Source organism: Candidatus Phycosocius bacilliformis (assembly GCF_003112735.1).
Taxonomy (GTDB): Bacteria; Pseudomonadota; Alphaproteobacteria; order Caulobacterales; family Aquidulcibacteraceae; genus Aquidulcibacter; species Aquidulcibacter bacilliformis.
The window spans coordinates 121,265-146,016 of the sequence record NZ_BFBR01000003.1 but is presented as its reverse complement, the minus strand read 5'-3'; the positions used below and the strand labels follow the sequence as shown (position 1 = coordinate 146,016).

At 56.8% G+C, this 24,752-nt stretch carries 28 protein-coding genes; 10 read left to right on the top strand and 18 right to left on the bottom strand.

From position 1 onward, the window contains the following. Positions 1-128: 128 nt before the first annotated feature. Complete coding sequence (locus tag PbB2_RS06185) at positions 129-518, bottom strand: MAPEG family protein (RefSeq protein ID WP_108984442.1); 390 nt, start codon at positions 516-518, stop codon at positions 129-131. Positions 519-691: 173 nt separating this feature from the next. On the opposite strand from PbB2_RS06185, the gene PbB2_RS16050 reads away from it, so the two are divergent. Together PbB2_RS16050 and PbB2_RS06180 are read left to right on the top strand one after the other, a co-directional pair. After that, positions 692-862, top strand: coding sequence for a hypothetical protein (locus tag PbB2_RS16050; protein WP_192576200.1), 171 nt, complete (start codon positions 692-694; stop codon positions 860-862). Positions 863-989: 127 nt separating this feature from the next. Continuing rightward, positions 990-1,244, top strand: a complete 255-nt coding sequence (locus PbB2_RS06180) for a hypothetical protein (RefSeq protein WP_108984441.1) — start codon at positions 990-992, stop codon at positions 1,242-1,244. A 26-nt stretch (positions 1,245-1,270) separates the two neighbouring features. Here PbB2_RS06180 and PbB2_RS06175 read toward each other — a convergent pair whose 3' ends face one another. After that, complete coding sequence (locus tag PbB2_RS06175) at positions 1,271-2,812, bottom strand: UbiD family decarboxylase (RefSeq protein ID WP_108984440.1); 1,542 nt, start codon at positions 2,810-2,812, stop codon at positions 1,271-1,273. A 159-nt stretch (positions 2,813-2,971) separates the two neighbouring features. On the opposite strand from PbB2_RS06175, the gene PbB2_RS06170 reads away from it, so the two are divergent. Beyond that, positions 2,972-3,568, top strand: coding sequence for a DUF2239 family protein (locus tag PbB2_RS06170; protein ID WP_108984629.1), 597 nt, complete (start codon positions 2,972-2,974; stop codon positions 3,566-3,568). Next, the gene (locus PbB2_RS06165) at positions 3,565-4,071 is read left to right on the top strand and encodes a P-loop nucleotide/nucleoside kinase family protein (protein WP_108984439.1); all 507 of its coding nucleotides are present in this window, start codon (positions 3,565-3,567) and stop codon (positions 4,069-4,071) included. Before PbB2_RS06170 ends, PbB2_RS06165 begins: the two co-directional genes overlap by 4 nt. Here the strand turns inward: PbB2_RS06165 and PbB2_RS06160 are convergent, their stop codons facing one another. The 13 genes from PbB2_RS06160 to prmC form a co-directional block, all read right to left on the bottom strand. Then, a complete protein-coding gene (locus PbB2_RS06160; protein WP_108984438.1) occupies positions 4,072-4,380 on the bottom strand; it encodes a GNAT family N-acetyltransferase in 309 nt (102 codons plus the stop codon). Next, positions 4,377-4,766 carry a DUF2237 family protein gene (locus PbB2_RS06155; protein ID WP_108984437.1) on the bottom strand — a complete coding sequence of 130 codons (390 nt, stop codon included), beginning with the start codon at positions 4,764-4,766 and terminating at the stop codon, positions 4,377-4,379. The genes PbB2_RS06160 and PbB2_RS06155 overlap by 4 nt, the downstream gene beginning before the upstream one ends. Further along, a complete protein-coding gene (locus PbB2_RS06150) occupies positions 4,766-5,632 on the bottom strand; it encodes an alpha/beta hydrolase (RefSeq protein WP_108984436.1) in 867 nt (288 codons plus the stop codon). Before PbB2_RS06150 ends, PbB2_RS06155 begins: the two co-directional genes overlap by 1 nt. A gap of 91 nt (positions 5,633-5,723) precedes the next feature. Continuing rightward, a complete protein-coding gene (locus PbB2_RS06145; RefSeq protein ID WP_305790448.1) occupies positions 5,724-6,497 on the bottom strand; it encodes a class I SAM-dependent methyltransferase in 774 nt (257 codons plus the stop codon). A 325-nt stretch (positions 6,498-6,822) separates the two neighbouring features. Beyond that, the gene (locus PbB2_RS06135) at positions 6,823-7,749 is read right to left on the bottom strand and encodes a fatty acid desaturase family protein (protein ID WP_108984433.1); all 927 of its coding nucleotides are present in this window, start codon (positions 7,747-7,749) and stop codon (positions 6,823-6,825) included. A 41-nt stretch (positions 7,750-7,790) separates the two neighbouring features. Continuing rightward, a complete protein-coding gene (locus tag PbB2_RS06130; RefSeq protein WP_108984432.1) occupies positions 7,791-8,351 on the bottom strand; it encodes an NnrU family protein in 561 nt (186 codons plus the stop codon). Further along, on the bottom strand, positions 8,348-9,004 hold the full coding sequence (locus PbB2_RS06125; RefSeq protein ID WP_238164905.1) for a CpcT/CpeT family chromophore lyase: 657 nt from the start codon (positions 9,002-9,004) through the stop codon (positions 8,348-8,350). Before PbB2_RS06125 ends, PbB2_RS06130 begins: the two co-directional genes overlap by 4 nt. A gap of 16 nt (positions 9,005-9,020) precedes the next feature. Further along, on the bottom strand, positions 9,021-9,635 hold the full coding sequence (locus tag PbB2_RS06120; protein WP_108984430.1) for a DNA-3-methyladenine glycosylase family protein: 615 nt from the start codon (positions 9,633-9,635) through the stop codon (positions 9,021-9,023). Further along, positions 9,632-10,588: a 4-hydroxybenzoate octaprenyltransferase gene (ubiA, locus tag PbB2_RS06115; RefSeq protein ID WP_238164888.1), complete on the bottom strand. Its 957-nt coding sequence runs from the start codon at positions 10,586-10,588 to the stop codon at positions 9,632-9,634. Before ubiA ends, PbB2_RS06120 begins: the two co-directional genes overlap by 4 nt. Before the next feature lie 67 nt (positions 10,589-10,655). Continuing rightward, on the bottom strand, positions 10,656-11,264 hold the full coding sequence (locus tag PbB2_RS06110; RefSeq protein WP_192576198.1) for a copper chaperone PCu(A)C: 609 nt from the start codon (positions 11,262-11,264) through the stop codon (positions 10,656-10,658). Between the two features lie 12 nt (positions 11,265-11,276). Further along, the gene (locus PbB2_RS06105; protein WP_238164887.1) at positions 11,277-12,122 is read right to left on the bottom strand and encodes a DUF4167 domain-containing protein; all 846 of its coding nucleotides are present in this window, start codon (positions 12,120-12,122) and stop codon (positions 11,277-11,279) included. Between the two features lie 521 nt (positions 12,123-12,643). Beyond that, a complete protein-coding gene (locus tag PbB2_RS06100; protein ID WP_108984427.1) occupies positions 12,644-15,622 on the bottom strand; it encodes a TonB-dependent receptor domain-containing protein in 2,979 nt (992 codons plus the stop codon). A gap of 146 nt (positions 15,623-15,768) precedes the next feature. Further along, the gene (prmC, locus tag PbB2_RS06095; RefSeq protein WP_108984627.1) at positions 15,769-16,629 is read right to left on the bottom strand and encodes a peptide chain release factor N(5)-glutamine methyltransferase; all 861 of its coding nucleotides are present in this window, start codon (positions 16,627-16,629) and stop codon (positions 15,769-15,771) included. A 277-nt stretch (positions 16,630-16,906) separates the two neighbouring features. Between prmC and groES the strand changes: the two genes are divergently transcribed. The 3 genes from groES to PbB2_RS06080 all read left to right on the top strand — a co-directional run bounded on the left by groES (position 16,907) and on the right by PbB2_RS06080 (position 19,667). Further along, a complete protein-coding gene (gene groES / locus PbB2_RS06090) occupies positions 16,907-17,197 on the top strand; it encodes a co-chaperone GroES (RefSeq protein WP_108984426.1) in 291 nt (96 codons plus the stop codon). Positions 17,198-17,234: 37 nt separating this feature from the next. Continuing rightward, on the top strand, positions 17,235-18,881 hold the full coding sequence (groL, locus tag PbB2_RS06085) for a chaperonin GroEL (RefSeq protein WP_108984425.1): 1,647 nt from the start codon (positions 17,235-17,237) through the stop codon (positions 18,879-18,881). Between the two features lie 435 nt (positions 18,882-19,316). After that, positions 19,317-19,667: a helix-turn-helix domain-containing protein gene (locus PbB2_RS06080; RefSeq protein ID WP_238164886.1), complete on the top strand. Its 351-nt coding sequence runs from the start codon at positions 19,317-19,319 to the stop codon at positions 19,665-19,667. Positions 19,668-19,815: 148 nt separating this feature from the next. Here the strand turns inward: PbB2_RS06080 and PbB2_RS06075 are convergent, their stop codons facing one another. Both PbB2_RS06075 and PbB2_RS16045 read right to left on the bottom strand, forming a co-directional pair. After that, complete coding sequence (locus PbB2_RS06075; protein WP_108984424.1) at positions 19,816-20,241, bottom strand: SufE family protein; 426 nt, start codon at positions 20,239-20,241, stop codon at positions 19,816-19,818. Positions 20,242-20,340: 99 nt separating this feature from the next. Further along, positions 20,341-21,426, bottom strand: coding sequence for a hypothetical protein (locus PbB2_RS16045; RefSeq protein ID WP_192576197.1), 1,086 nt, complete (start codon positions 21,424-21,426; stop codon positions 20,341-20,343). Between the two features lie 78 nt (positions 21,427-21,504). Here PbB2_RS16045 and PbB2_RS06065 point away from each other — a divergent pair, with 78 nt between their 5' ends. Further along, on the top strand, positions 21,505-22,947 hold the full coding sequence (locus PbB2_RS06065; protein ID WP_108984423.1) for a sensor histidine kinase: 1,443 nt from the start codon (positions 21,505-21,507) through the stop codon (positions 22,945-22,947). 38 nt (positions 22,948-22,985) lie between these two features. On the opposite strand, the gene PbB2_RS06060 is transcribed toward PbB2_RS06065, so the two are convergent. Further along, the gene (locus PbB2_RS06060) at positions 22,986-23,810 is read right to left on the bottom strand and encodes a hypothetical protein (protein ID WP_108984422.1); all 825 of its coding nucleotides are present in this window, start codon (positions 23,808-23,810) and stop codon (positions 22,986-22,988) included. A gap of 57 nt (positions 23,811-23,867) precedes the next feature. On the opposite strand from PbB2_RS06060, the gene PbB2_RS06055 reads away from it, so the two are divergent. Then, complete coding sequence (locus tag PbB2_RS06055; protein WP_108984421.1) at positions 23,868-24,209, top strand: DUF1491 family protein; 342 nt, start codon at positions 23,868-23,870, stop codon at positions 24,207-24,209. Between the two features lie 155 nt (positions 24,210-24,364). After that, the gene (locus PbB2_RS06050; protein WP_108984420.1) at positions 24,365-24,751 is read left to right on the top strand and encodes a hypothetical protein; all 387 of its coding nucleotides are present in this window, start codon (positions 24,365-24,367) and stop codon (positions 24,749-24,751) included. Position 24,752 lies beyond the last annotated feature (1 nt).

The following is a 24,752-nucleotide window of genomic DNA, read 5'->3' as shown; positions in this document are numbered from 1 at the left end:
TGCGCCGCGCAGCGGTCTTTTTGTGTCTGAATAGTTGGCGCAGCGTGCGGTGTCTTCAAAGCAAGCCAGCGATCCATAGATCTTAAGAAATGCGAACCACTATTCGGCACAATGCTTTGAAAATCTTGTCAAATCGCAGCCAGCAAACAAAAAATGCCGATCCAGATCAAGGCAGTCAGGGATAAGATCATCCCGGCCATCCGACCAAAGGATGGCCCATCCTGTTGGCTTAAACCATAACCATGCAACGCCCGGCCGAGGGTCAGGCACGTTCCGCCCACATGGATCACCCAGACCGGGGATTGAACCATGACCAGAGCTGCCAAGCCGATCAGAGCAATCGGGGCAATTTCTGTGGCATTGGCGTGGGCCCGGATGGCCCGCAGCAAGGCAGGCGACCCGCCATCTCCAAGGCTGACTTTTTCCCGACGGCGCAGCCTGATCACTTGGACAATGAGGATCAGAATGATCGCCACGTTTAAACCGGCATATAAAGCAAAAGCAGGGGCTGCGGACATGGATCGACCCTTTATGATGACACAAGAGATTTTGTGACCATACCTAGCATTAATCACCCCGCAAACCAGCCCTTAAGGATCGGTGAAACCCGAACCCCAAAACAGATCGACCCGCTTTATCCGATGGCAGCAAAACTTTGTTAGCCTTGGTTCATCACAGGGAGGGTGTGATCATGGCTGGTTTCTTGGCAACGCTTATTCTGTTGGCCCTGGCAGGAATTGGGCTTTATCTGGGACTCAAGCTGGCGCGCGTGATGGGCGAGCAGTTTGAGGAATTGCTACCCCAGCGCATGGTGGATTATTCCGGCTTTGTTGACGTTCCACCCGCCCGCGATGGTCTGTGAGTTGACGCTTCTTAACCTTCTGTCAACCATGATTTCTTCGTGAAAACAACGTAAAATCATGGCTGTAACCGCGAGCTTCACCAGCGCGTAAAAATACCCTGTCAAGGCAAGAGACAGGAGTTGCAGGATGGAAATCGTCAATGGCTATATGTGCCGGGATTGCACAGATGTCGCCAATGCCAAGAAGAATATTGATCCAGCACACCCCAAAGACGGGCCGCAAGGATCAGAAAAGGCGCATGCGCAGGCTCGATTTGGCGCGGCGGTCGACTGGGGAGGGCAATTGGCGCAGCGGGTGGGTCAGTCTGATCCAACCCAAGCCTCACAGGCTATTTCCCGCTCCGGCACAAATCCCGCCCAGCAGGTGAACTTGCTCGCCTGATGGGGGGCTTATGTCGACCCAGCTGATTATTTCCAGATCGGCTTGCCGCTTCCCGGGAGACCCAGCCGACCCCATTTTTCCGTGACAGCCTCGATAATGCGCGCCTCCATTCGGATTTCCTCGCCCCATTCGCGATGGGTTTCGGGGTGAATCTTATTGGTGGCATCAAGCCCGATCTTGGAACCCAGACCACTTTCAGGGCTGGCAAAGTCAAGATAATCAATCGGGGTGCGGTCGACCAGCGTGATATCGCGGGCCGGATCCATCCGGGTCGACACCGCCCACATCACATCCTTCCAGTCTCGGGCATTGATGTCATCATCCACCACAATGATCCATTTGGTGTACATGAATTGCCGTAGGAAGCTCCACGCCCCCATCATCACCCGCTTGGCATGACCAGGATAGGCCTTCTTCATCGAAATGACGGCGATCCGGTATGAACAGCCTTCAGGCGGTAGCCAGAAGTCGGTGATCTCAGGGAATTGCTGTTGCAAAAGCGGGATAAACACCTCGTTCAAGGCCTCACCTAGCACCGAAGGTTCATCCGGAGGGCGGCCTGTGAATGTGGACAGATAAATTGGGTCTTTGCGCATCGTGATGCACGAGACCTGGAAGATCGGAAACTTTTCGACAGAATTATAATAGCCGGTATGGTCGCCATAAGGGCCTTCATCGGCATATTCATCCAGCAGCACATGGCCTTCGATTATGATTTCGGCCTCGGCGGGCACTTCGATGGGAATGGTCTTGCACGGCACCAGATCAAGCTTGCGACCTCGCATCAAGCCGGCGAATTGATATTCGCTCAACGTGTCTGGCACAGGCGTCACGGCGGCCAGAATAGTGCCGGGGTCGGCACCAATGACTGCGGCCGCCGGCAGGGGCTCGGGCTTGGTATCTTTCCAACGCTTGAAATGCTGAGCCCCGCCGCGGTGGGCCAACCAACGCATGATGGTGCGATCTTTGCCCAATTGCTGCATGCGATAAATGCCGAGATTGTAATTGTCTTGGCGGCTCTGGCTTGGCCCTTTGGTGACAATGAGCGGCCACGTGATGAGAGGGGCAGGCTCCCCCGGCCAGCATGTCTGGATCGGCAGGCGGGAGAGATCAATGTCGGCTCCTTCCCATACCACTTCCTGACACGGCGCTTTGGCAAACATCCCACCTGACAGTGTATTGGGGCGCATCTGCATCACGGTTTTGGCCAAGGGCAATAGGTCAAACGCTTCCTTGAGACCACGCGGGGGTTCTGGTTGGCGCAAAAAGGCCAAAAGCTCGCCAACTTCGCGCAAGTCTTGGGCGGTTCGGCGGTCCTTGCCATCCATGGTCACACCCATAGCCACCCGCTCAACCGTGCCGAACAAATTGCTCAAGACCGGCATGCTGGCTTGTGTGCCATCGGCCAGCAGCGGGGTTTCATAGAGGGTCGCGGGTCCACCTGTGGCCAGAAGCCGGGTCTGGATTTCGGTCATCTCCAGAATGGTCGACACCGGTTCGGTCACACGCACCAGTTTCTGTTCGCTCTCCAACCGCGCCATGAAGTCGCGCATACTTTTATAGGCCATAAGTCCTCCATCCCGACTGATGTAGTCCGCAGCGGGGATCAGGTCATCCCTTGATGTGCAGACCGGGTTTGCACCACACGCTGTATATTTTATCCGGGTAATATTGACAGCGGTATTTTGTCTGGATATTTTATCCGGGTAAAAATATGGACGATGAAAATGACCTATGCTGCACACACCTCGGCTGTTGCCTTCGCCGGCGACACGATGATTGCTTTTGGGCCCTTGCGGGAGGTGGCTGCCAGCATACGCACCTATCAAGACCGGCCAGACGCAAAGCCTGTTTTGGTTTTTGATGCCGACACAAGCCAGCCGATTGATCTTGATCTGCGCGGTAGTGTGGCCGATGTGGTTGCCCGTTTGCCACAAGCCGAGGTGACGGTGCCACGCAAGGCCGGTCGGCCCAAGCTGGGGGTGGCCGCGCGCGAGGTAACCTTGCTGCCGCGCCATTGGGATTGGCTGGCCCAACAGCCCGGCGGGGCCAGCGTGACGCTGCGCAAACTGGTCGAGGCAGCGCGCCGCAGCTCTCAAACCAATCAAACCCAACGGGTTGGCCGTGAAAGCCTATATCGCTTCATGTCAGCGATGGTCGGTAATGCCGCGGGGTTTGAAGAAGCCAGCCGCGCCTTGTTTGCCGGCGATGCTGTACGCTTTGCCGCATTGAGTGCAGATTGGCCATCTGATGTCCTTGCCCATGTGACTCAGCTCAGTCAAAGGGCCTTCGCCCCGCCTGATGCAACTGGAGACGCCGATTGACTGATCCCGCTTTTCATTTGGTTTGCGGCTCCACTGGAGCTGGCAAATCAACCTATAGCCGCAAGTTGGCAGCCGACTTGCCCGGCCTCTATCTGGCGATCGATCGTTGGATGGTTGAGCTTTTCTGGCCCGACAGCCCCCAACCTATCGAGTTTGACTGGACGATGGCGCGTATTGGCCGCTGCGAAGCCATGATCACCGAGATGGCGCTTCAAGCCATTGGGCTGGGCCGACATGCCATTCTTGACCTTGGCTTTACCACTGCAGACCATCGCCGCCGCTTTGCCGATGTGGCTAAAGAGCGTGGCATTCCGGTCGTGCTGCATGTACTTGATGTGCCGGTCGAGGTGCGCTGGGGGCGGGTCCAAGCCCGTAATGCCGACAAGGGGGAAACTTTCTCCCTCACTGTCGACCGCGAAATGTTCGATTTTGTCGAAACAATGTGGGAAGTCCCCAACAGGGAAGAGATGTCAGCCTTGAATGGGTGCCTGATCACAGATTGATCAGTCGCAGAGCAGGTCTTGATACTCCAGGTGGCGTTTGATCCAGGCCGCGACATAGGAACAGTGTGCAACCACGCGCATGCGATCAGCGCGGGCTTGATCCAGCGCTGCTTGTGTCAACTGACCGGCCAGTCCCTGACCATTCAGCGCAGAAGGGACAAAAGTATGGTCAATCACGCGCACACCGTCGGCCCTGTCGAACCATGTGATGGTACACAGGCCCGTCTGTCGGGCTAAGTGTGCGACCAGCACAAGTCGTGCGCGACCTGCACCTAAATCTTCATAAACAGGTTGGGCAGGTGGGCTCATGGGTCTTTGGCGATCACGGCATAGGTTTTGAGTATGTCCAAGGGCACCACGACGAGGGCTTCTTCATGAGTGGCTTCCAGATGAACGGGTGGTGCGCACCCCGCATCAAGGGCCTGCTTCCACCGGCTTAAGCACACACACCAGCGGTCGCCGGGCTTGAGGCCCGCAAAGCGATATTCCGGGCGCGGCGTCACAAGATCATTGCCGACATCGAGCTGATGGGCGAGGAAAGCCTCAGTCATGATCGCGCAAACCACATGGGTGCCGTGATCGAGTCCTTCGGTTTCACAACAGCCATTGCGAAACCAGCCTGTGAGTGGATTGAGCGAACAGGTTTCCAAGGGCCCGCCCAGCACATTGCGGGCCAAAGGGTCATAGCGGCGCATCAGGATTTGTCTCTCTGGCGACAGCCCGGATAGCCCGCTGCCTTTTGGGCCTCAATGAAGGCCAAAATGTCTGCCAGCGTGGGCGCGGTCCGGCGCACAACCGGCGACAACGCCCCCAAAATATAAAGATGGTCGACACCAGGATAGAGTTTCACGTCTGCCTGATTACCTTTTTGACGCAATGCTGCGGCGAGCTCTTCGCTGCGCTTGGGCAAAACAGTGGTATCCTTGGTGCCATGCAACAACAGCATGGGCGGGGCCGGATTGGCAACAAAGTTGATGGGTTTGGTGTTCGGCAGAATCTCGGCGGGGAAAATGCGCTTAAACACAGGCTCAACCGGGGTGAAATCATAGGGTCCGGCGATGCCAATCACGCCCTTCGCAGCCTGGCAAACATTTGTGCCATCGGCGGCCAAGAACGTGGGGTCAAGTGCAATCATTGCGGCAATATGGGCCCCGGCAGAGTGGCCCGCGATAAAGACAGGGCGACCTTCTGAGATGTTGGACTGGACATAGGCCAGCGCCTTGGCACCATCTTCAACAAAGCCAGGGAAAATCACCTCCGGGTGCAGGCGATAATTGACCACCACCGTCTGAATGCCGCGTGCGGCAAAGGTCGAGCCCAGAAACTTGTAATCTTCCTTGGCACCATATTGCCACGACCCACCATGATAGAAGACCAAAACTGGCGTATCGGGCCGGATTACCTTAGGCGCATAAATGTCTAACTTCTGACGGGGCAGGGGGCCATAGGCGACATCGCGTATGACAGGGCCGGGTGTTTGGGCTACCAAGTTCAGGACTTGCGGCCCAGAGCAGGCACCCAGTGTTAGCAAGGCCAGAACAGCTGCAAACCATTTCTTCATGTCGTTTCCCCTGACCGGTCTCGTGCGGTGTGCATAACGCCACACATGTAGGCTGATTGGGATGTTCTTCAATCGAACAAGCGGTTGCGGGTCAAGCAAGCCCCCAAACACGAGTCACTTTGATATCTTGATCTTCCAATTCACGCGACACTGGAATCGAATAGCAAGCCAATTCCTTTAGGCCCGCTTTCGGAAGATAAGTTCGCCCAGGATCACCGATCAGAACCAAGATCCCTGCCTGTTGGCATTGTCTGAGCCACGCGAACAAGGGCTCTGCGATCTCTCGCTCATAAAAAAGATCGCCAACCAACAACACATCAGTTTGCAAAATTTGGCCGATGAGGTCACCCTGATAGGTCGCAAGATCGACCTGATTTAATGACGCATTGAGGCCGACAGCTGCGATCGCATAAGGATCAATATCGACCGCTGTTACTTGCTTTGCACCAGACATTTTTGCCGCAATGGCGACCAAGCCAGAGCCTGACGCGATGTCATAAACGTGCTTGTCTTGGACACGTTTGGGATGATCAAGCAGATAGCGGGCCAAAGCCTGGCCACCTGCCCATGCAAAGGCCCAAAAAGGTAATGGCAGCCCTTGCTGGTCTAATTCGTCCGCACTCAATTGCCATAAAGCGACGGCTTCACTCGCCAAATGCAGCACAATCTCGGGGCAATGTGGTGGCCGGTCAGGGCATGTGTGGGTGGTGATGAAATTCGCCAATGCGTTGTCAGTCATACCCAACCATCCAGCCCATAAGTCTCTTTCGCAAGACATTCCTACATACGGCCAAAGCAAATAAAATTTTAGGTTGACAATTAGTATTGCTTGCTTAGCATGATGAGAAATATAAATTTTCGTCAATTGTTTAGAGAATGGATCAGGTCTGTCATGAGAAAAGCGCTTTTGATTACAGCATTGATGTCTGCTGCAGCCGTGTCGGCTTGTGCCACAACTAAGACTTCTTTGGTGAGCCCGTCGGCCTCTGACCAGGCAGGGTCCGCATCTGTTATGGCCGACCGTTCTATTATTGACCAAAGTCAGTCGAGTGGGGTCAGCGATTTTGGTGGTTTGCCGCCATTGCAAGCAAATCCGGTCCCCGTTCCTATAACGGTGGCCCCATCAGCTGGGCGGTGAAGTCGGGACGAACGGGTCCTCAAACGCGCCAGAAACAGGCAGTTGTATCAGGTCAGGCTTGCCGGGCTGTTGCCAGCGCTAGGATTTGGCCATAGCCCTGCTTGATCTCCATTTTCTCGGTCAAGCCCTTGGCTTTGAGCAGTTTGTGTGTCGCTTCCAGTCGATAGCAGGGGATGTACATCCACAAATGATGTTCGGCGTGAAAATGCACCCAATAAGGTGCGATCAATAGCCTTTCGAGCGGATTGGCATGGGTCGTCCGGGCCAGCTTCCAGGGGTCAGATGGGTCTGGCGTAGCACAGGCATGTTCGCCAATATTGCGCAGGCGCGTCACCGCTGGATACCACGTGGCTTGGGCAAAAAGCCAGATGGAAAGAAACGCCCAGCCCTGACCTGCCGCGAGAAACACTATGAAGATACCGACCTGCCCGGCCAGATAAGTTGTTGCTGCTTGGCGGGCTTGCGAGCTGGCTTGAGCGGGGGCCGCCAAAACACCCATAAGCGGGGCGAGTGTCTGTTTGAAGAAGGTCTGGCCGGTCAGGTCACGCAACAATTTACGCCGATAACTCGCTTTGGTGATTGGAAAATGGGCGGCCAAGCCAAGATCGGGATCCTCGGCTTGTTGGGTATGACGATGATGGCCCAGATGATAGGGCCGGTAGCGATGCAGAGAAGCTCCCACAGGCACACCGCATAGCCAATGGCCAACAAAATCATTGAGCTTTTGGTGTTTGGAAAGGCCGCCATGGGCCGCCTCATGCATCAAAATCGCCAAACCCAATTGGCGCGCACCGACCACCATTACCGCGATCAGCCAGGTTAGCGGATTGGGGGCCAACGCGAATAGGGCCACAGCAAGTCCGATCAGAGCCCAAGCGTGGGCCACCAATCCCAGTCCGATCCAGTCATTGCGACGACGTAAATCCTCCCATTCCTGGGGCGTGAAAATGGTTTTGGGGTCGATTGTGGGTGCTGCCATGTGGCCAGTGTGCCTGAATTGATGGTCGAAGCAATCTGACTTTAGCTGATGACCGGCACGCCGATCAGGATTTTGTGCAGACCTGCCATAAAGCCCAGCCATACGGCAGTGCCAAGACCCAGTGCGATCCAATCGCCCCGACCCATTGGCATTGTCACCCGCTCTGCCTTGCCTAAGCGGATACGGGCAAACAGAGCCCAGGCAAAAAAGCTGCCGAACAAGAGCATGGAACCCAGATCGCCATTGGCGAGCAAATGGGCGAGCGCCCAGATTTTGACCGCTGCCAGCATTGGGTGAACCACCATTGCCTTGATCTTGCCCGGACTATAGGCCGAGACCAACAGAACCATTACCGGCAACATCAGGATGAGGCTGATGTGGGACAGAAATGTTGGCGGGGTCCAAACCGGGATCATCCCCGCGGCGCGATATTGGCCATAGCCATAGATCAGCAGCACAAAGCCCGCCAAACTCACCAGCGAAAAAACGCCTCGATAGGGCTGGGCCCCCAATGATCCGGCCAAAGCCTCGCGCGGGCCACGAAAACGGACGAAGGCATGCGCGCCAAGGAAGACAAGCAGTCCAAGAATAAGCAGGGTCATGATGCAGGTCCTTTTCGGTTGAAGACATATGCGGGGCCGCCTGGAACTTTGAACGCCAAGTCACCCGATTCCAGAACACCTTTCTCCTCATAGCTGAATGTGCCGCCCGTCAGCGTCAGCGTGGCTGACAGCGTCATGCGGCGACCTGACCTGGTGGCCGTTATGGTGCAGCTTGGCGGAATGGAAGCGGTCCAGCCACGCGTTGTTCGGATCACAGGCAGGCTGCAAGCTGGGCCATAGCTGATCAGGTCCTCAGGCGTGAGTGCGCCAAAGGCTGGTGCAGTGGGCGACAAATTGGCGAGGATTTCGGGTGTCTTAAAGGCATAGAAATCCATGATCAGACCGCCATCCTTCTGGGGACGAAACACCCAAAGGCGCTGGCGGCTGATTGGCCCATACGGCCCATCCTTGCGCCAGACCAGATAGATGGATTGCTCGTGTGGGCCAGCTAAAGCTGGGGTGTGCACCGCATGAAAGGTGGCATATTGGGCATCAAGCCAAGCCCCTCCAATGGTGGGCTGGCGTTTGAGGTCGTCGGGTGCGGCAGCCATTTGTGCCAGATTGTCCCACGACCCAATCAAAGCTGCACCAGGTGTTGCAGGCTCGACAGGGTTCAATGCCGCGCAACTTGTCAGCGCCGCAAGGGCAAGCACGGGCAAGGTCACACGCCTAAGCATCTGGGGTCACCGTATCGACCGCCCGCCAGCAATACCATGCAGCTTGGGTCCGAAAGGGACGCAAATGGTCAGCCATGGTCTTAAAGGCCTTGGGCTTCGGCATTTCTGGCAGGCCATAGGCCAACATCCAGCCCTTGCGCACGCCCAGATCATCCACCGGCCACACATCCGGACGGCCAAGGGTGAACATAAGATACATTTCAACGGTCCATTGGCCGACCCCGCGCACCTGTGTCAGGCGGGTGATGATATCCTCATCTGGCAGATGGTCGATTTCCGCACTGTCTGGCACGATACCGTCCTGGCGCTTGACCGACAAATCCTTCAAGGCTGCGATCTTTTGTCGAGATAGGCCGCACCCGCGCAAGGCCTCATCAGAATGGCTCAGGAAGTGGGCCGGATCGGGCGCATTGTTTGGATCGCCACACAGGGTCAGGACCCGGCCCAGAATAGTGCCTGCGGCCTTACCTGACAGCTGTTGATAGACGATGGCGCGGAACAGGCTTTGATAAGCGCTTTGGCTTTCTCGGGTTGGGATCGGGCAGGGGCCATGGGTGTCTACCAGACGGGCCATCACCGGACATAGAGCCGCCAAATCCCCACTCATGCTAAGCCTCTCATCGACAATAGCCAGCCAATGCCGGCTTGAACCAATAATCCCGCCACCAGAATTAGCCCCGCAATCTTGTTGGACTTAAACAGGCCAAGCGGATCTTCCGCGGGTCCGGTAGCAGGGATTTGCCGGACCTGCCCCCACAGATGCAAGCCAAACGCCAATCCACCTGCCAGACCGACAATGCGGGCAGCCAAGGCCTGTTCGGCGAGTATGCAGGCCAGCCCTACGAGCCCAAAAGCAGCAAGGTAGAAACGGCCAACCCAGCGGCGGGCTTGATCACCAAACAGGCGGGCGGTGGATTTCACCCCGACCAGAGCATCATCTTCCATGTCTTGCTGGGCATAGAGCGTGTCATAGCCAATCGTCCAAGCCACACAGGCCCCATAAAGTGCCAGCGCTGCAGGGTCCAGACTTCCCATCACCGCGACATAGCCAACCAGAACCCCCCAGTTGAAAGTCAGGCCAAGCCACAATTGCGGCCACCAAGTGATGCGCTTCATAAAGGGATAAGCCGCGACCATCGGAATGGCGCACAAAGCCACGATTTGGGCTGGGGCGGGCAGGGCCAGCAAAACCAGCAGTCCAATGAAGCATTGGGCAAGTGTCCACGCCAAGGCCTGCCGCGGGCTGATCAGGCCAGCTGGCAGCGGCCTGCCTGCTGTTCGTTCGACTTGGGCATCAATATCGCGGTCAACCCAGTCGTTAAAGCTGCATCCAGCCCCGCGCATGGCAATCGAGCCCACAATCCAGAGGCCCATCAACAATAGATCATAGAGGGAAAACCCAATACCGGCCCGACCCAGAAACTGCCCCATAAAACACGGCAGCGCCAACAGCCAGAACCCAATCGGCCGGTCAAAGCGCGACAGTCGCAGATAGGGTTGCCATGCAGCAGGGGCACGGTCGACGGGGTTTCGCGGCTGGGCGTCTAACGGAATGCTCACACACAGGGTTTAGCGGGCTGGTGCCCCACAGGCTAGACCCTGCGGTCAGCAACCCCGCATCTGAACCTTACTGCTTAGGAGCGTCCATCGCGCCATGATCCATGCCCGAATGGTCCATCTGGGAATGGTCCATCTTACTATGGTCCATATCACCCATGCCCGAGGGCTGACGCGGGATCTCGTCGAGCACAGTAAAGCGGATGGTCATTGGCCCGGCGTTGGCAAAGGTCAATTCCATGGAGACAGTATCGCCATTCTTGAGTGGTCGTGTTGGCTCAAACAGCATCAGATGCTTGCCGCCTGGGGCAAAGTCCACCGTGTTGCCGGGACCAATCTCAACCCCATCGAGCTTGACCATTTTCTTCATACCGCCATCACTTTGGGTGTCGTGCATTTCAACACGGCCGAAGTCAGGCGAGGTGATAGCCATAAGGCGATCTGCCTCTTGACCTTGGTTTTCTATCCCCAGATAGCCGGCACTTGGTCGCCCAGCCACCGGAGTGCGGAGTTTGGCGTTGATAATGCCGAGGCTGGCCAGTGGGAATTGGTCCTGATTGCCAGTGGCGGCAGTTTGGTTAGCTTTGGATTGCGTCGTCGCTGCCGGTCCACACCCGCTCAGCCCCATGCTTGCAGCCAAAAGGCCGACAGCAATCATATGACGCGTGAGACTCACCATCACCATTCTGCCTCAATCAGCCGAGGGTGTCGGCACTGGCGCAGTGAGGAAAGCAGGTAATTCCCCGCCAAATGCGGTATCTTCGCCCTTGTCAGGCCGAGGCGCACGCGGTGCGCGGGGTGGCCGTGGCCGCCGCTCACGTGTTGGACCAGCCTCTGGGTTCGCACCAAATTCCTGTGGTTCACTAAAGCTCGCCACTTCGGCAAAATCGCTCGGTGGGGCACTTAAGCTGCGGACGAAACCCTCGCCATTGCCAGCAAAACCACCCTCACCGCCTGTCTCGGGCCGACCTTCATGGCGGATTGGCCGAGATGGCTCACCCTGGCCTTCATCCCCGCCATTGGCCTGATAGGGGCCTTCATTGCCAAACCGATCACGACGACGGCGCCGGCGACGACCGAAACGATCCTCATCACCGTCATTGCGGCCTTCTGCGCGATTGCCTTCAAAGCGATTCTCACGCGGGGGGCGTGCTGGATTGAAGTCGGGCTGGCCGGTGGCTTCGCCAGCTTCTCCGCCGTCAGCTTCTGCGCCCTCAACCCCGTCAGCGGCTTCATCACCCTCATCGGCGTCGTCATCATAGCCCGCGATCATCATATCGCTGCGCGGCACAAAGGTGGGCTGCATCGCGCGCAGAACGCGGAAATAATGTTCGGCGTGTTGGAGATAGTTTTCCCCCAGCACGCGGTCCCCGGCACTATTAGCGTCACGGGCGAGCTGTTGGTATTTTTCAAAGACGGTTTGGGCCGAACCACGTACCTTAATGTCAGGTCCGTTCGACTCATAGGCGCGATTGGGATTGTTATTCTGTGGTTTTTGGCCTGGATTACGTCCTCGACCGCGTTGGCGCTTCATCATGCAAGCCCTGTATGTTTCTTGGCTAAATCTGCCATGTCCTGCCACGAGCAAGCTGTTGAGCCGGTCTCATGGTTCCTGCGTGTCAAGTTTCTTACCAAAAGCGAACACGTAGGTTTTGAATATGATGGGGACTGCAGGACCCAACGATGAGGCCTGAACAACCGCCCTTTACAACAGTTATCGTCGACACTTGATCCGAAGACGGATTTCAACGCCTTAATGACTGCCTGCTGTCACACGATCATTTCCCTGATTCCACAAGCCTCGAAATGCAGAGTCCTGATATCAAGGCAGTTGCCAGAGACCAGAAATGAGCAGGAGGTTGGGGCTAGAGTTGATGGTGTGCCGCTGTCCATTGCAGACCCCCCAGCCGGTATTGAAACCGTCAGGCTGCATCATGAACAAAATCGATATAGCCTGATTAAACCGGATTGAAAAGGCCCCAATCTGTTGATGCATCAACAAAAGCAAACGGCCCGACCGGTGAAAGGTCGGGCCGCCAGCCAGAAGAGATTTAAGCCTTACTTCGGACCACCAAAGGCCTTTTTCAGGCCGATCTTATAGGTGCGGCCCAAGGGATTGCCTGTGAAGGGGTCATAATTGAGTTCAAGACGGGCAAAGCTTGGATCCCGATCGAGAATATTCTCAATCCCGAAGGTGAAGGTCAGGTCATTGTCCATCGCCCAACGATAATTGAGATCGAATGATTGCCAGCCCTTGATCGTCTTGCCGCTGGAAATCACCGCTGTTGTCCCAGCCGTGGCGCTATAATTGAGGCTTGCGGCAAAGGGCGCGGTGCGCTGATCTTCATATTCGTCGATGAAATTCATCGCCAGCCGCAAGCTGTGTCCGCCCGTTTCATAAAGCCCATAGAGCGTGCCTTTATATTGGGGAAGCGGATAGGCAGTTGTCTGGAAGTTGAGCTTGCCGACCGCATCAAGGGGTTCGGCGACTTTCACCCCGCCGATAAACAGCGCGTCAATGTCATAGCTCATGGTGTAGGTGGCATCGAGCCCGAGCTTGAGATCGCCACCCATCACATTCTCGAACATATAGTCGATGCTGACATCAATCCCGTCTGTCAGGAGCGGTGAGCCGTTGATCACCGTGGTATTCAACCGCGAGATGTTGGCCGAGTTGCAGACACCCCCGGAGAAGGTGAATTTGGCCTGGATGGCAGCAAAAGCTGAGTTGCCGCAATTGCCGGCCCCTGTGGTTGGGAACAGGGCGGCGACAAGGCCCGCGATTGGTTCGTTCACGATCGGATTGTCGAAATCAAACCGCCAATAATCGACCGATGCACGCAAATGGCCTGAGTCAAACAACGCGCCCACATTGTAGGTTGTCGCTGTTTCAGGTTCCAAGTCCGGGTTGCCAAAGATATCCACGGCGCGGAAAGTGCCGAGAATGCTTTGCAGTGTGGTCACCGAGGTTGGCTGAATGTTGGAGACCGATGGTGCCCGGAAGGTCGTGCTGGTTGACCCACGCAAGGCAAATGTATCTGTCATCTGCCATTTCGCCGACAATTTCGGATTGAAGGTCGAGCCGACCTTGCCGCCAAAGTCCTCATAACGCCCGGCGATTTGAGCCTCAAACCGTTCAGAGAATGGCAGGCGCAACTCGAAGAAGGCCGCATTCACATCCGCACTAACATTGGCCGGAAACGAGCCAGACAAGAACACAGTTGGCCCGGTGATGGCCGCACAGACATTATTGTTGAAGTCCGGCGATGACACGCAAGGCTGCTGGGTCAAATCGGAGAACTTGCTGAAGTCAGACCGGAAGGAATTTTTGCGGTACTGGTAGCCAGCCGCCCAGCCGATTGGCCCGTCACCAAGCTGAATCCCAAGCTCGCCATTGAGAACGGCATCAAACACCACCAAGCTGGAGGTCTGTTTGGTGCGCACCTCTGGGTAGAACCAATCAACAAGCGCGGCATTGGCTGCGCCCAAAGCGGCATTATACTGAGGATTGACCACCCCGGTTACCGAATTGCCGGGGATCGCAGTTCCAAACGGGCTGAACCATTGGCACCCGTTTGCGCCGGGCGTATTGGCAGCCACATTGCAGTTTGGACCACCTAGGCCGCGCAAAGCCAGCTGGAACCGATTGACCAGAACGTCATAGCCTGTGCGAATGCCGGTATCGTCCATGGCGGCCAGATTGACATCATAATTGATGCTTTCGGTCAGCTTGCCTTTGAGCCCAACCGAAACGCGCACAGCTTCAAAGCTGCGTTCGCCCTGCGAGCCACCACGTGGGTCGCTGCTGGTGAACTTTGGATTCCCGCCATAGCTGAATGGCCGATAGGCTAGCATATTGACGCCAATCGCACTGGCAGGGAAAAGCCCGGGATTCTTGGCCAAGAGGTCAATATAGCCTGGGTTGGTTGCCGGGACGAAGAAGCGGCCGGGCAGACCGGACGGCGTTGGCAAAGCCTGTGCCGAGGGTGCCTGTAAGAAGGCATAGCTGGGTGAGGTTTTCCATTCCGGCGTATTGGTGTTTGAAATCAAAATCTCCCCATGCAGGGCGTGATTTTCATTAATGGTGACGTCCGCACTGGCAAAGAATTGCGAGCGTTCTTCTTTTTCCACCAGATTATCATAGGGCGTGAAATGGAAGAAACAGACCGGCGTCGAACCGCTGAAGCCAGCAAATCCACCAAGCGGGGTGCAATTGGGTTCCCGTGTTGGCAGTGATACGGGGCCTCCCGTGGGACCAATGGCGATGTAGGTGCCGGGATTACCAGCAGCCGACCAACCACCTTCGGGATTGGACAGATAGTCGCGATTAGCCCAGTCACGCGCCGTAACGGGCAATTCGGTCTTTTTTTGCAGGCCAAGTGAGACGAAAAGTTTAGCCCGATCGGTCTTATGTCCCCACGCAAGCGAGGCCGTGTAATTGCCATCTGAACCATCGATGGCCTTGTAGTCGCCACCGACTTCAAAGCCCTCCAGATTGGTCCGGGTAATGAAATTGACCACCCCGGCGACTGCGTCAGAGCCGTAGGTTGCCGCAGCACCGTCTTTGAGGACTTCAACCCGACCAATTGCCGCCGACGGGATCAGATTGGTATCAACCACCGTGCCGACCAAACCGAACGGATTATAGGCCATGCGGCGACCATTGAGCAGAACGAGGGTACGCTCGGGGCCAATCCCACGCAAATTGACCGAGCCTGCGCCTTCATTACCCTGCGCCCGGGAGTCAAATTGGTTGGTATCACCCTGCACACCACTTGAAACATTGAGGAGTTTGATCAGTTCCACAGTGCTGGGCGTGCCAGCCTTTTCAAGGTCAGCAGAACTGATGACATTGACGGGTAGAGACGCACTCTCCGAGGTGCCCCGGATAAAGGTCCCGGTGACGACCACGACTTCCACTTCTTTCTTGGGGGCTTCATCACTGGTGGCTGTTTGCGCAAAAACCTGTGTTGCGCCCGTTGTCATAAAGATAGCCAGCAGGGCGCTTGCCCCGCTTCGCAAAGCGTTTCTACTCATTCTGTCCTCCCTTGCCCGTGCGCTCCTTTTTTGGGTGGATCCGCTTCAGGCGAGGAAAGTGTGCGACTGCTTCATAAATCTGTAAAGCTGTTTTTTGGCCAATATCCGGGCTCAATTGCCTAAATACGCAAGGTCAAGCGGCAGCATTAGAGGCGTGTTCCCATAATCACGCGATCAATATTTGATAAGTCTTTGATCACACGAAGATTCGTCAGTTCAGGGACGGCCTGGGCCATGGCCATGATCACATTTGCCTGATCGATCCCAAACTCGAATGCAAACAGGCCTTCGGGTTTCAAAAGGCCCGGCAAGGCCTCAAATAGGGTGCGATAGGGGTCCAAGCCGTCGCTTCCGCCATCGAGTGCGAGGCGCGGATCGTGCAAGCGCACTTCCTCTTGCAGGGTTTCAATGACGTCGGAGGGGATATAGGGCGGATTTGACACCACAATATCAAAGCGCTCGTCAATGCCGTGGTGCCAATCACCTTGGCGCAGGTCGAGGCGCGCGCTCAGGCCATGCAGAGCGGCATTTTCACGGGCCAGCTCAAGGGCCTCTTCCGACTGATCCACCCCAACGCCAGTCCAACTGGGTCTTTCCGCCAACAGCGCGAGCAGGATCGCTCCAGAGCCGACACCCAAGTCAAGTATGCGGTTGGGCACATCCACCGCATGGGCCTTGAGAATGATATCGACAATCACCTCAGTCTCTGGACGCGGCACCAATCCACGTCGGTCGCTGATGAGATCCAGCGTCCAGAACCCTTTCTTGCCAACGATATGGGCAGCCGGTTCGCGCGCCTCGCGCCGGGCAACATAGGCGTCAAACCGCGCCTGTGCCTCTGGTGACAGCACGCGGTGGGGGTCTCCGATCAGAACCGCGCGGTCAATCTCGGCTGCCGCTAACAACAAAATACGCGCATCGATCACAGGCGTGTCGATGCCGGCTGCCTCCAGACGTTTGCGCGCCGCGGTCCAAGCTTTGACGAGGGTAAGGGGTGTATCAGTCATGGGGGCCACATAGGCACTCAAAGGGCTCATGTCAGCCAGTGCATTGGGGCGAAGCGCAGTTCTGCATACCCAGAAATCAAGCGGCACACCGACGGCGCTTCCTTCCTTGCGAGCCACTGCATTTTTTTGCCCAGTCGCCCTGTTGACACGTCAATGGGGCATCCCTACCTGCACGCTGTGTTAGCAGTCGGCAAGGGTGAGTGCTAAGGCGCACCGTCCGGCCGATTGGACGACACTCATTTTCTGAAACTGACAAGCCTTGTAGGGAGCAAGTCAAATGGCATTTCGTCCGCTTGGCGATCGCGTGCTGGTAAAGCGCGTTGAAGAAGAAACCAAAACCAAAGGCGGGATCATCATCCCCGACACCGCCAAAGAAAAGCCACAGGAAGGCGAAGTTGTCGCTGTTGGCCCAGGGGCCCGCGACGAAGACGGCGACCGGATTGCGCTCGACTTGAAGGTTGGCGATCGCATCCTGTTCGGCAAATGGTCCGGCACGGAAGTGAAGATCGACGGTGATGATCTTCTGATCATGAAGGAAGCCGACGTCCTCGGCGTCATCGAATCCTAATCCTTCCTCTTTCTGAATAACTTGAAAGGCACCAAAAATGGCTGCAAAAATCGTATTGTTCGGCTCTGACGCACGCGACCGCATGCTGCAGGGCGTGGATATCCTGGCCAATGCTGTGAAGGTCACCTTGGGTCCTAAGGGCCGCAATGTGGTGATCGAAAAATCCTTCGGCGCACCTCGCACCACCAAGGACGGCGTGTCCGTGGCCAAGGAGATCGAACTGGAAGATAAGTTCCAGAACATGGGCGCGCAAATGCTGCGCGAAGTGGCATCAAAGACCAATGACACCGCCGGTGACGGCACCACGACCGCAACCGTTCTGGCGCAAGCCATCGTGCGTGAAGGCATGAAGGCTGTGTCCTCGGGCCGCAACCCAATGGACCTCAAGCGCGGCATCGACAAGGCTGTGACCGAAGTCGTTGCTGGCCTGAAGGCGTCGGCCAAGAAGGTTTCCTCGAACTCTGAGATCGAGCAAGTTGGCACCATCTCGGCCAATGGCGAAGCAGAAATCGGTAAGATGATTGCTGAAGCCATGAGCAAGGTCGGCAATGAAGGCGTCATCACGGTGGAAGAAGCCAAGAGCCTCGAATCCGAACTCGACGTCGTTGAAGGGATGCAGTTCGACCGCGGCTATCTGTCGCCTTACTTCATCACCAATGCCGACAAGATGGAAGTCGCGCTGGATGATCCTCTGATCCTGATCCACGAGAAGAAGTTGTCGAGCCTGCAGCCCATGCTGCCAGTGCTGGAAGCTGTGGTTCAATCGGGCCGTCCTTTGTTGATCATCGCTGAAGACGTTGAAGGCGAAGCCTTGGCCACTTTGGTGGTCAACAAGCTGCGCGGTGGCCTCAAGGTTGCTGCTGTGAAGGCTCCTGGCTTCGGCGACCGTCGTAAAGCCATGTTGGAAGACATTGCGATCCTGACCGGTGGTCAGGTGATTTCTGAAGACTTGGGCATCAAGCTCGAAACCGTGTCGATCGACATGCTGGGCCGTGCCAAGAAGGTGACCATCACCAAGGAAAACACCACCATCGTCGATGGCATTGGCGAAAAGGCCGATATCGAAGCCCGTATCGCCCAAATCAAGCGCCAAGTTGAGGAAACCACCTCTGACTATGACCGTGAGAAGCTGCAAGAGCGTCTGGCCAAATTGGCTGGCGGTGTTGCTGTGATCAAGGTTGGCGGTGCGACCGAAGTCGAAGTGAAAGAGCGTAAGGACCGCGTGGATGACGCGCTGAACGCAACCCGCGCTGCGGTTGAAGAAGGCATTGTCGCCGGCGGTGGCTGCGCGCTGCTGCGTGCGTCCAAGTCGATCACCGTCAAAGGTGCGAATGACGACGAAGAAGCCGGTGTCAACATCATCCGTCGCGCCCTGCAGGCCCCGATCCGCCAGATCGTGGAAAATGCTGGTGTCGAAGGCTCGATCGTGGTTGGCAAGATCCTGGAAAACAGCTCGGTCTCTTACGGCTTCAACGCCCAGACCGAGGAATATGTCGACATGATCGCCTCGGGCATCATCGACCCTGTGAAGGTCGTGCGCACCGCGCTGCAAGACGCCGCATCGGTGGCCTCGCTCCTGATCACCACAGAAGCCAGCATCTCCGAAGCGCCAAAGAAGAATACCGGCGGCGCACCTGGCGGCATGCCCGGCGGCATGGGTGGCATGGGCGACATGGACTTCTAAGAAGTCCATAAAGTCGCCCATCATTAAGAGTGCTGGGATTTGCGATGCAAATCCCAGATGCGACATGGACTTCTAAGAAGTCCATAAAGTCGCCCATCATTGAAAGTGCTGGGATTTGCGGTGCAAATCCCAGGTGCGACATGGACTTCTAAGAAGTCCATAAAGTCGCCCATCATTAAGGGTGCTGGGATTTGCGGTGCAAATCCCAGGTGCGACATGGACTTCTAAGAAGTCCATAAAGTCTCAAACAAGTGGCGCGGTCCGGCAACGGGCCGCGCTTTTTGTTTGTGTTTGGCTCGATTTGCACCCCGCCCTCACGTCAAAGACGGCCATACCCTGTCGGTGTCGACAGGCTGACGGTTGGATAGTTTCCCATCCATCCTCTGCGTGTTCCGGCCATGTCAGTCTGTGGGCATTGACCGAGGTGGGAAAACCATGAAGCCAGATGAACGCCATATGCTTGATTGTGCCCGGGCCCGTTTTGCCTGCGAGGCCGCAGCCTTTGCCCTGGGCATTAAGGGTGATCTTTTGGTGCCTGATCGGGGCACTGCGCAGCACGCTTTTGCGCGCCAGACGGCGATGTATCTCACCCACGTCGCCTTTGGCTTAAGCCTGCACCGGGTTGCGATTGCTTTTGGCCGCGACCGCTCAACCGTGGCTTATGCTTGTCATCTCATAGAAGATCGCCGCGATGATCCGCATTTAGATGACATGCTCGACCAGCTGGAAGCTGCCCTGCGCGCAGCCCCGGCACCACGCTTTTTGCCCGATCAGCAAGCAGCTTGACGATGCAGTTGGGGGTAATTTTTTCGGGTCGTTGTCATCCCGGACGGTGTTAGCCGATCCGGGATCTCATGGCGAAAAGGCACCAAGAATTGCCTAAACCTCGCTTCACGCCAGCCGCGAGCCTTGAGCGCCCCAAACAGAGGAAAATTCAACCGGCCGCTTTTGCGTCCCGGGCGACATCTTGGATCCGCAACGCCATAGCTTTCAGCCCATTGGAGCGTTGTGGGCTCAAAGCCTCCCCTAAGCCCAATGCTTGAAAGGCGCTGGCTGCATCCAGGTTCAAAATCTCATGGGCTGGGCGGTCTGAATAAAGCCGGATCAAAATCGCCAAAAGACCTTGCACAATGGCAGCATCAGATTCACCGCGAAACTGGATATGGCCACTGTCAGGATCAAGGTTGGAAATCAGCCATACCTGGCTGGCACACCCGCGAACCTTGGCCACATCAAGCTTCTCCTCAGACGGCAACGGCGGCAAACCCCGACCCAGATCAATGACATAGCGATAACGCTCCTCCCAATCATCCAGGAAGGAGAATTCCTCAATCAGCTCCTCAAGACGGGCATCGGTCATGCTTGCAGTCAGGCTTTCAATTCAGAACATTGGGCCGAAATCGAGCAGTCGACTTTCGGCATACAGAATGCGGCACTTCAGGAAACAAGGTGACAGACCCTAACGCACCACCTTGGCCATGCATTTGGCAATCTCACCCAAAGGGTGCTCGGCCAGACAGAAGGAACGCTCATAGGGTTGTTTGGTGGCTGCATTACACATCTGCATGTTCAGACGCGAGGAATTCACACAGCTGACCAAGCGGGGATCCCGCATCAGGGCTTCGGTGTCTTCCTTGCGGTCGCTGGGGGCCCCGATGGCGGTTAAAGCCGCAACTGCAACCATGCGATCAATCGGGGAGTAAGGCCGGATCGGGTCGGTCAAAACGATTGCCTCACGTGCGGCGGGGGTGGAAATATTGAGACCCCGCTGCAGCACTTGGGTGCGGACTTGGCGCGACTGACTGGTCGGATTGGCATCTGGTAAAGTTGAAAAGGTCACTGAAGGTGCGGCGAGTGGGGGGGGAGGGACCAAAGCACGCAGCGCCGCATTGCGTGCTTTAGAATCGGCAGTACTTGCCTTTGCCCAAGCAAAGCGTTGCCAGTCATAAGCTGCCTGCTTGAAGGCATCCCCTTGGGTCTGGATGCGGGCAGCGTCGGCCAGCACGACACGGGCAGCTGATTGGGCAGCTTGTTCACCGCCTGGCAGGCTGCGGGCAAAAGTGATGTCCGACCGCAGTCGTGCGATCAGAGCATCGCGGCCCATGGTCGCTTCAGCCTTGCGCACTTCTGTCACAAACTCAGGTTCGCTGGCCGCCCAAGCCGCCCCATAGGCAATAATGCCAAGGGCCAGACGGTCCGAATTGAGATGGCGTGCAATCCTTTCAGTTGACACTGTCAGGCCCCGTCCTGTTGTAATGCTACCGACCGACAAACCGTTCACATCGTTCGCATAGGCGGCATAGAGGGCGGCATGTGCGCCCAACGTGTTGGCACCGGGAGGTATCAGAATGCCAGCAGGCACAGTTGTGACTTTCGGGGCTGCCTTGGTGGCTTTTGGCGCTGCCTTTCGGGCAGGGGCTTTTTTGGCTGCCGCTTTGGGTGCGCCGGCTTTGGGGCGCTGTTGAGCTGCGGCATCGGCATGGATCATCAGGCCTGTTCCAGCCAACAAACCCGCGAAAACAAAGGCCAGCCATTTGCGTTGCATTGATCTTTCCTCCGTGCGCCCCAGCAGACAGAAACCGACCTTATGGCCCTGCGTTTGTGAATAAATCACAACCAACTCATGTTTTCAGGAGTCTGGTTTCACCTGTCACGCGAACTGGGGCGACTTTATCCAGCCGATCGGTTAGAAAATGGCGTGGACGTAGCACAACAAACAGAATTGGCTGATTCCGGCCTCGGCGAGAAGGTGTGGCCACGGGCTGGCCCGTCGCTGGTGCCTGCTCAATGGGTCAGTGGCCTATTGGCTTTACTGGTCGCGATTTTGCTCGTCCCGGCCCTACAATTCGCCGATATTCGACTGATTGTTGCTCTGGTCTGGCTGTCAGCTTGTCTCTGCGCCATTTTTCTCCTGACCAGTCTGGCCAACCAAGGCCAGCAAAGTGTGGCAATCCCGGTCTTATGGGCGGGGGCCGGATTGGGCTTTGCCGGATTGAGTGGGCTCACTATTGGGCTGCTGCTGATCGCGGCCATCTGGCCGCTCTTGGGTTCCAGTGCGGTTGGGGTGTCGCGGATGAATGGCGTGGCGGCCAGCCTGTGCGTGGCGGCTGCCACCCTGGTGCTGCACCCCCTATTGCCACCCGCCAGTCTGCCGACATTGAGCGGCTGGCTGGCCTATGTTCCTGTGGGGCTCCTCATACTGATCACGGCAGGATTGGCTGTGGCCACCAGCGCACGGACCGCGAGCGTCATCGCCCGTGCCCGCCAATCTGCCCGGGCGCTGGTCTCTCAGGCGCAAGCCCGCCAGGGGCAAGCAGAGGCTGAAGCCCGCGCGGCTCGGGCCGAGACCGAAGATCGGTCGCGCTTCGTGGCAGAAATGAGCCATGAGATCCGAACACCGTTGAATGCGATCCTCGGCTTTGCCGACACGATGCGCGAACAAGTGTTTGGCCCATTGCCTGCACCTTACCAGGATTATCCAGGCCTCATTCATAAAAGCGGCAGCCATCTTCTCGATCTTGTCAGCGATCTGTTGGACATTTCCAAGATTGAGGCGGGTCGCTACGAAGTTGCCTGCGAACCTATTCGGCTCGATCAGTTTTTGTTCGAGGCTATATCTTTGTCGAGCGGGGCAGCCCGGGCAGCCGGGGTGCAAATCCGCCATGAGGTAGGCCCGGCTGTCACAGTTTTGGCCGACCAGCGCGCCCTGCGCCAGATTGCCTTTAATCTGTTGTCTAATGCCATCAAATTTACCCCAGAAGGTGGGATGGTGACGCTGCGCATCCTCACCGATGGCATGGGCAATCCCGACGGCTCGGCTGTACTGGAAGTGGCTGATACAGGGGCGGGCATTAGTGCGGCTGATCTGTCCCGGATTGGGCAACCTTGGGCGCAGGCCAATAATCAAAATGAAGGAAGTGCCCGCCTAAAGCGCAGTTCAGGGCTGGGGCTGGCTGTCGTAAAGCGCTTGAGCGAATTGCAGGGTGGGCGGTTCTGGCTCGACAGCACCTTGGGTGTTGGCACAATTGCCAAAGTGGCACTGCCCTTGGCACCCGCCTCAAATTGACCAGTGATCGCAGATCCTTTTGTGGCTGAGGAAGGTCACTAAAACTCAGCCGCAAAGGTAAAAGCGGCGACCAGATCGCCAACCTCCACCACAAGGCGGGATACTTGGCCCGTTCGGCTGGTGATTTCGATCTCAAAACTATCGCGTGGGTCTGCGTTGAGGACTGCTCGTGTGGTCTCATCGGAAAACACAAACAATGTGCCTGCTCGCGGTTTTTGATCGACCCGTGCCTTTGTCATGGCAGGTCGCCGAGATGCGGCAAGATGCACGCTGGTGCCACCCCGCAGCGGTGGGCTCAATGCGCGATTGGCTTGGGGTGGGCCAAGTTTGGAGAGGTCGCGCAAGAAAAGCCGCGCACCCGCTGCCTGCACATCCGGGGTTTCCACAGCAAAGCTTAAGCCCTGGCCAAGTGTGATCAGCCCGGCGCGGGTTGCATTTCCCGTATCCTGCACAGCCCGCCAATTGTCTTTACCGCTGCGATCTACCTGCCAGCTGCGTGCGGTGCCGGGATATGAACCAGTCATTTGTGCGCGCCAGCCCTTGTGGGCAGCCCGGATACGACTCGCTTCGGTTTGCACCACCCGATCGCGGCACGGTTTTGCGGCGGCGGCGGTCTTGGCCTGATTGGCGATCAAATCCAGGCGTTGGCTGCTGGCACCCGCCCGCAAGGCGGCACCTCTGGCTTGGGCTGTAAAGCCAGCCAAGGCCCGACGTGGACCGGTTTCCAACAAGCCGCACCGCTCATCAATGGCTCGCATCGCCATCCGCTCGGCATATGCACGCTCAAGTCCATTGACTTGGGCCACGGCCAATGACGGCAGAACCAAAGGTATAAACAGAGCAATATATCTTACAAGGCGCATTGGAATGTATTACAGCGTTGTTCTTTCACTTGGATTAAACAAGGTAAAACAGTTCTGATGTCTGGCAGTGAACTCAAAAGCGAGATTTGGGTTAAGGCCTTGCTGAGAACTGCCCAAGCACATGGGGCTGCGGGCCATGTGGTCCGACGCGGGCATGGCGAGGCTGGCGCAGTCTTGGTGAAAGTTGCACGATTGGATGGCACAGCACGCCTCTTGGTTCCGGCGCGAGATGGCGCAGGCACGCGGCTGTTTCTTGATTTGACAGGCAAGACCGCAGGTCCTGACGAAATGTCAATTGATGCCTATCTCGCGAAACGGGCGAGCCAAGATGACGACATTTGGATTATTGAAATAGAAGACAAAGATGGACGTAGTTTTATTTCTGAGCGCGTGGACTGATTATTAACCCAAACACGTTAGGCTATAGGCCACTGATATGAAGGCCTGTGCCTGTGGGGCAAGGGACCGACAGTCTGCAGTGGTGCGATGACAATCGGTCCGCCTGAGTCCGCCGCGATGCGGTGGTATCGGGAGAAGGCCGGGGAGGACAGTAAATGCTCTTTTTGTTCAATGATCGGGTCTTGCGCCTGACTGGGAACGCAGACTTTGTGATCAATTCGGGCATTCCTGCGACAGCTGTCGCACGTTACACGCTCGCCGACTCTATTCTGGCCACCCAGACTGCGGTCATGGAAGTCCCGAATCTGGCGGTTGAGTCACCCCTGAAGGCCGCCGCGCTTGCGTGGCTGATCGCCAGCCGCAGTGACGCCAATGCTGTTTTGTTTATTGCGCCCCCCAAATGCCGCAAGCCACAGGAAGTTGGTTTCCGCCTCGCAACAGTGGCCTTGACCACGCTGGGAAGCCTGATGGCTTTGCAGGAAGCGGGCAAGCTAAACTCCGGCATCATCAATAATTCGGTCTGGCAATCCTTCGCCGCCTGAC

Coding starts and splice junctions, on each gene's coding strand:
- prmC (WP_108984627.1), bottom strand. CDS start 16,629: ATGACTGATACACCCCTTACCCTCGTCAAAGCTTGGACCGCGGCGCGC.
- PbB2_RS06155 (WP_108984437.1), bottom strand. CDS start 4,766: ATGCGCCGCTATGACCCTTTGGCCCGCAATGTGCTGGGCGGGCCCTTG.
- PbB2_RS06080 (WP_238164886.1), top strand. CDS start 19,317: ATGAAGCCAGATGAACGCCATATGCTTGATTGTGCCCGGGCCCGTTTT.
- PbB2_RS16045 (WP_192576197.1), bottom strand. CDS start 21,426: ATGCAACGCAAATGGCTGGCCTTTGTTTTCGCGGGTTTGTTGGCTGGA.
- PbB2_RS06150 (WP_108984436.1), bottom strand. CDS start 5,632: ATGAAGAAATGGTTTGCAGCTGTTCTGGCCTTGCTAACACTGGGTGCC.
- PbB2_RS06050 (WP_108984420.1), top strand. CDS start 24,365: ATGCTCTTTTTGTTCAATGATCGGGTCTTGCGCCTGACTGGGAACGCA.
- PbB2_RS06175 (WP_108984440.1), bottom strand. CDS start 2,812: ATGGCCTATAAAAGTATGCGCGACTTCATGGCGCGGTTGGAGAGCGAA.
- PbB2_RS06105 (WP_238164887.1), bottom strand. CDS start 12,122: ATGATGAAGCGCCAACGCGGTCGAGGACGTAATCCAGGCCAAAAACCA.
- PbB2_RS06185 (WP_108984442.1), bottom strand. CDS start 518: ATGTCCGCAGCCCCTGCTTTTGCTTTATATGCCGGTTTAAACGTGGCG.
- PbB2_RS06100 (WP_108984427.1), bottom strand. CDS start 15,622: ATGAGTAGAAACGCTTTGCGAAGCGGGGCAAGCGCCCTGCTGGCTATC.
- PbB2_RS06180 (WP_108984441.1), top strand. CDS start 990: ATGGAAATCGTCAATGGCTATATGTGCCGGGATTGCACAGATGTCGCC.
- PbB2_RS06130 (WP_108984432.1), bottom strand. CDS start 8,351: ATGACCCTGCTTATTCTTGGACTGCTTGTCTTCCTTGGCGCGCATGCC.
- PbB2_RS06055 (WP_108984421.1), top strand. CDS start 23,868: ATGTCTGGCAGTGAACTCAAAAGCGAGATTTGGGTTAAGGCCTTGCTG.
- groES (WP_108984426.1), top strand. CDS start 16,907: ATGGCATTTCGTCCGCTTGGCGATCGCGTGCTGGTAAAGCGCGTTGAA.
- PbB2_RS06060 (WP_108984422.1), bottom strand. CDS start 23,810: ATGCGCCTTGTAAGATATATTGCTCTGTTTATACCTTTGGTTCTGCCG.
- PbB2_RS06160 (WP_108984438.1), bottom strand. CDS start 4,380: ATGAGCCCACCTGCCCAACCTGTTTATGAAGATTTAGGTGCAGGTCGC.
- PbB2_RS06075 (WP_108984424.1), bottom strand. CDS start 20,241: ATGACCGATGCCCGTCTTGAGGAGCTGATTGAGGAATTCTCCTTCCTG.
- PbB2_RS06170 (WP_108984629.1), top strand. CDS start 2,972: ATGACCTATGCTGCACACACCTCGGCTGTTGCCTTCGCCGGCGACACG.
- groL (WP_108984425.1), top strand. CDS start 17,235: ATGGCTGCAAAAATCGTATTGTTCGGCTCTGACGCACGCGACCGCATG.
- PbB2_RS06120 (WP_108984430.1), bottom strand. CDS start 9,635: ATGAGTGGGGATTTGGCGGCTCTATGTCCGGTGATGGCCCGTCTGGTA.
- PbB2_RS06135 (WP_108984433.1), bottom strand. CDS start 7,749: ATGGCAGCACCCACAATCGACCCCAAAACCATTTTCACGCCCCAGGAA.
- PbB2_RS06065 (WP_108984423.1), top strand. CDS start 21,505: ATGTTTTCAGGAGTCTGGTTTCACCTGTCACGCGAACTGGGGCGACTT.
- PbB2_RS06110 (WP_192576198.1), bottom strand. CDS start 11,264: ATGGTGAGTCTCACGCGTCATATGATTGCTGTCGGCCTTTTGGCTGCA.
- PbB2_RS16050 (WP_192576200.1), top strand. CDS start 692: ATGGCTGGTTTCTTGGCAACGCTTATTCTGTTGGCCCTGGCAGGAATT.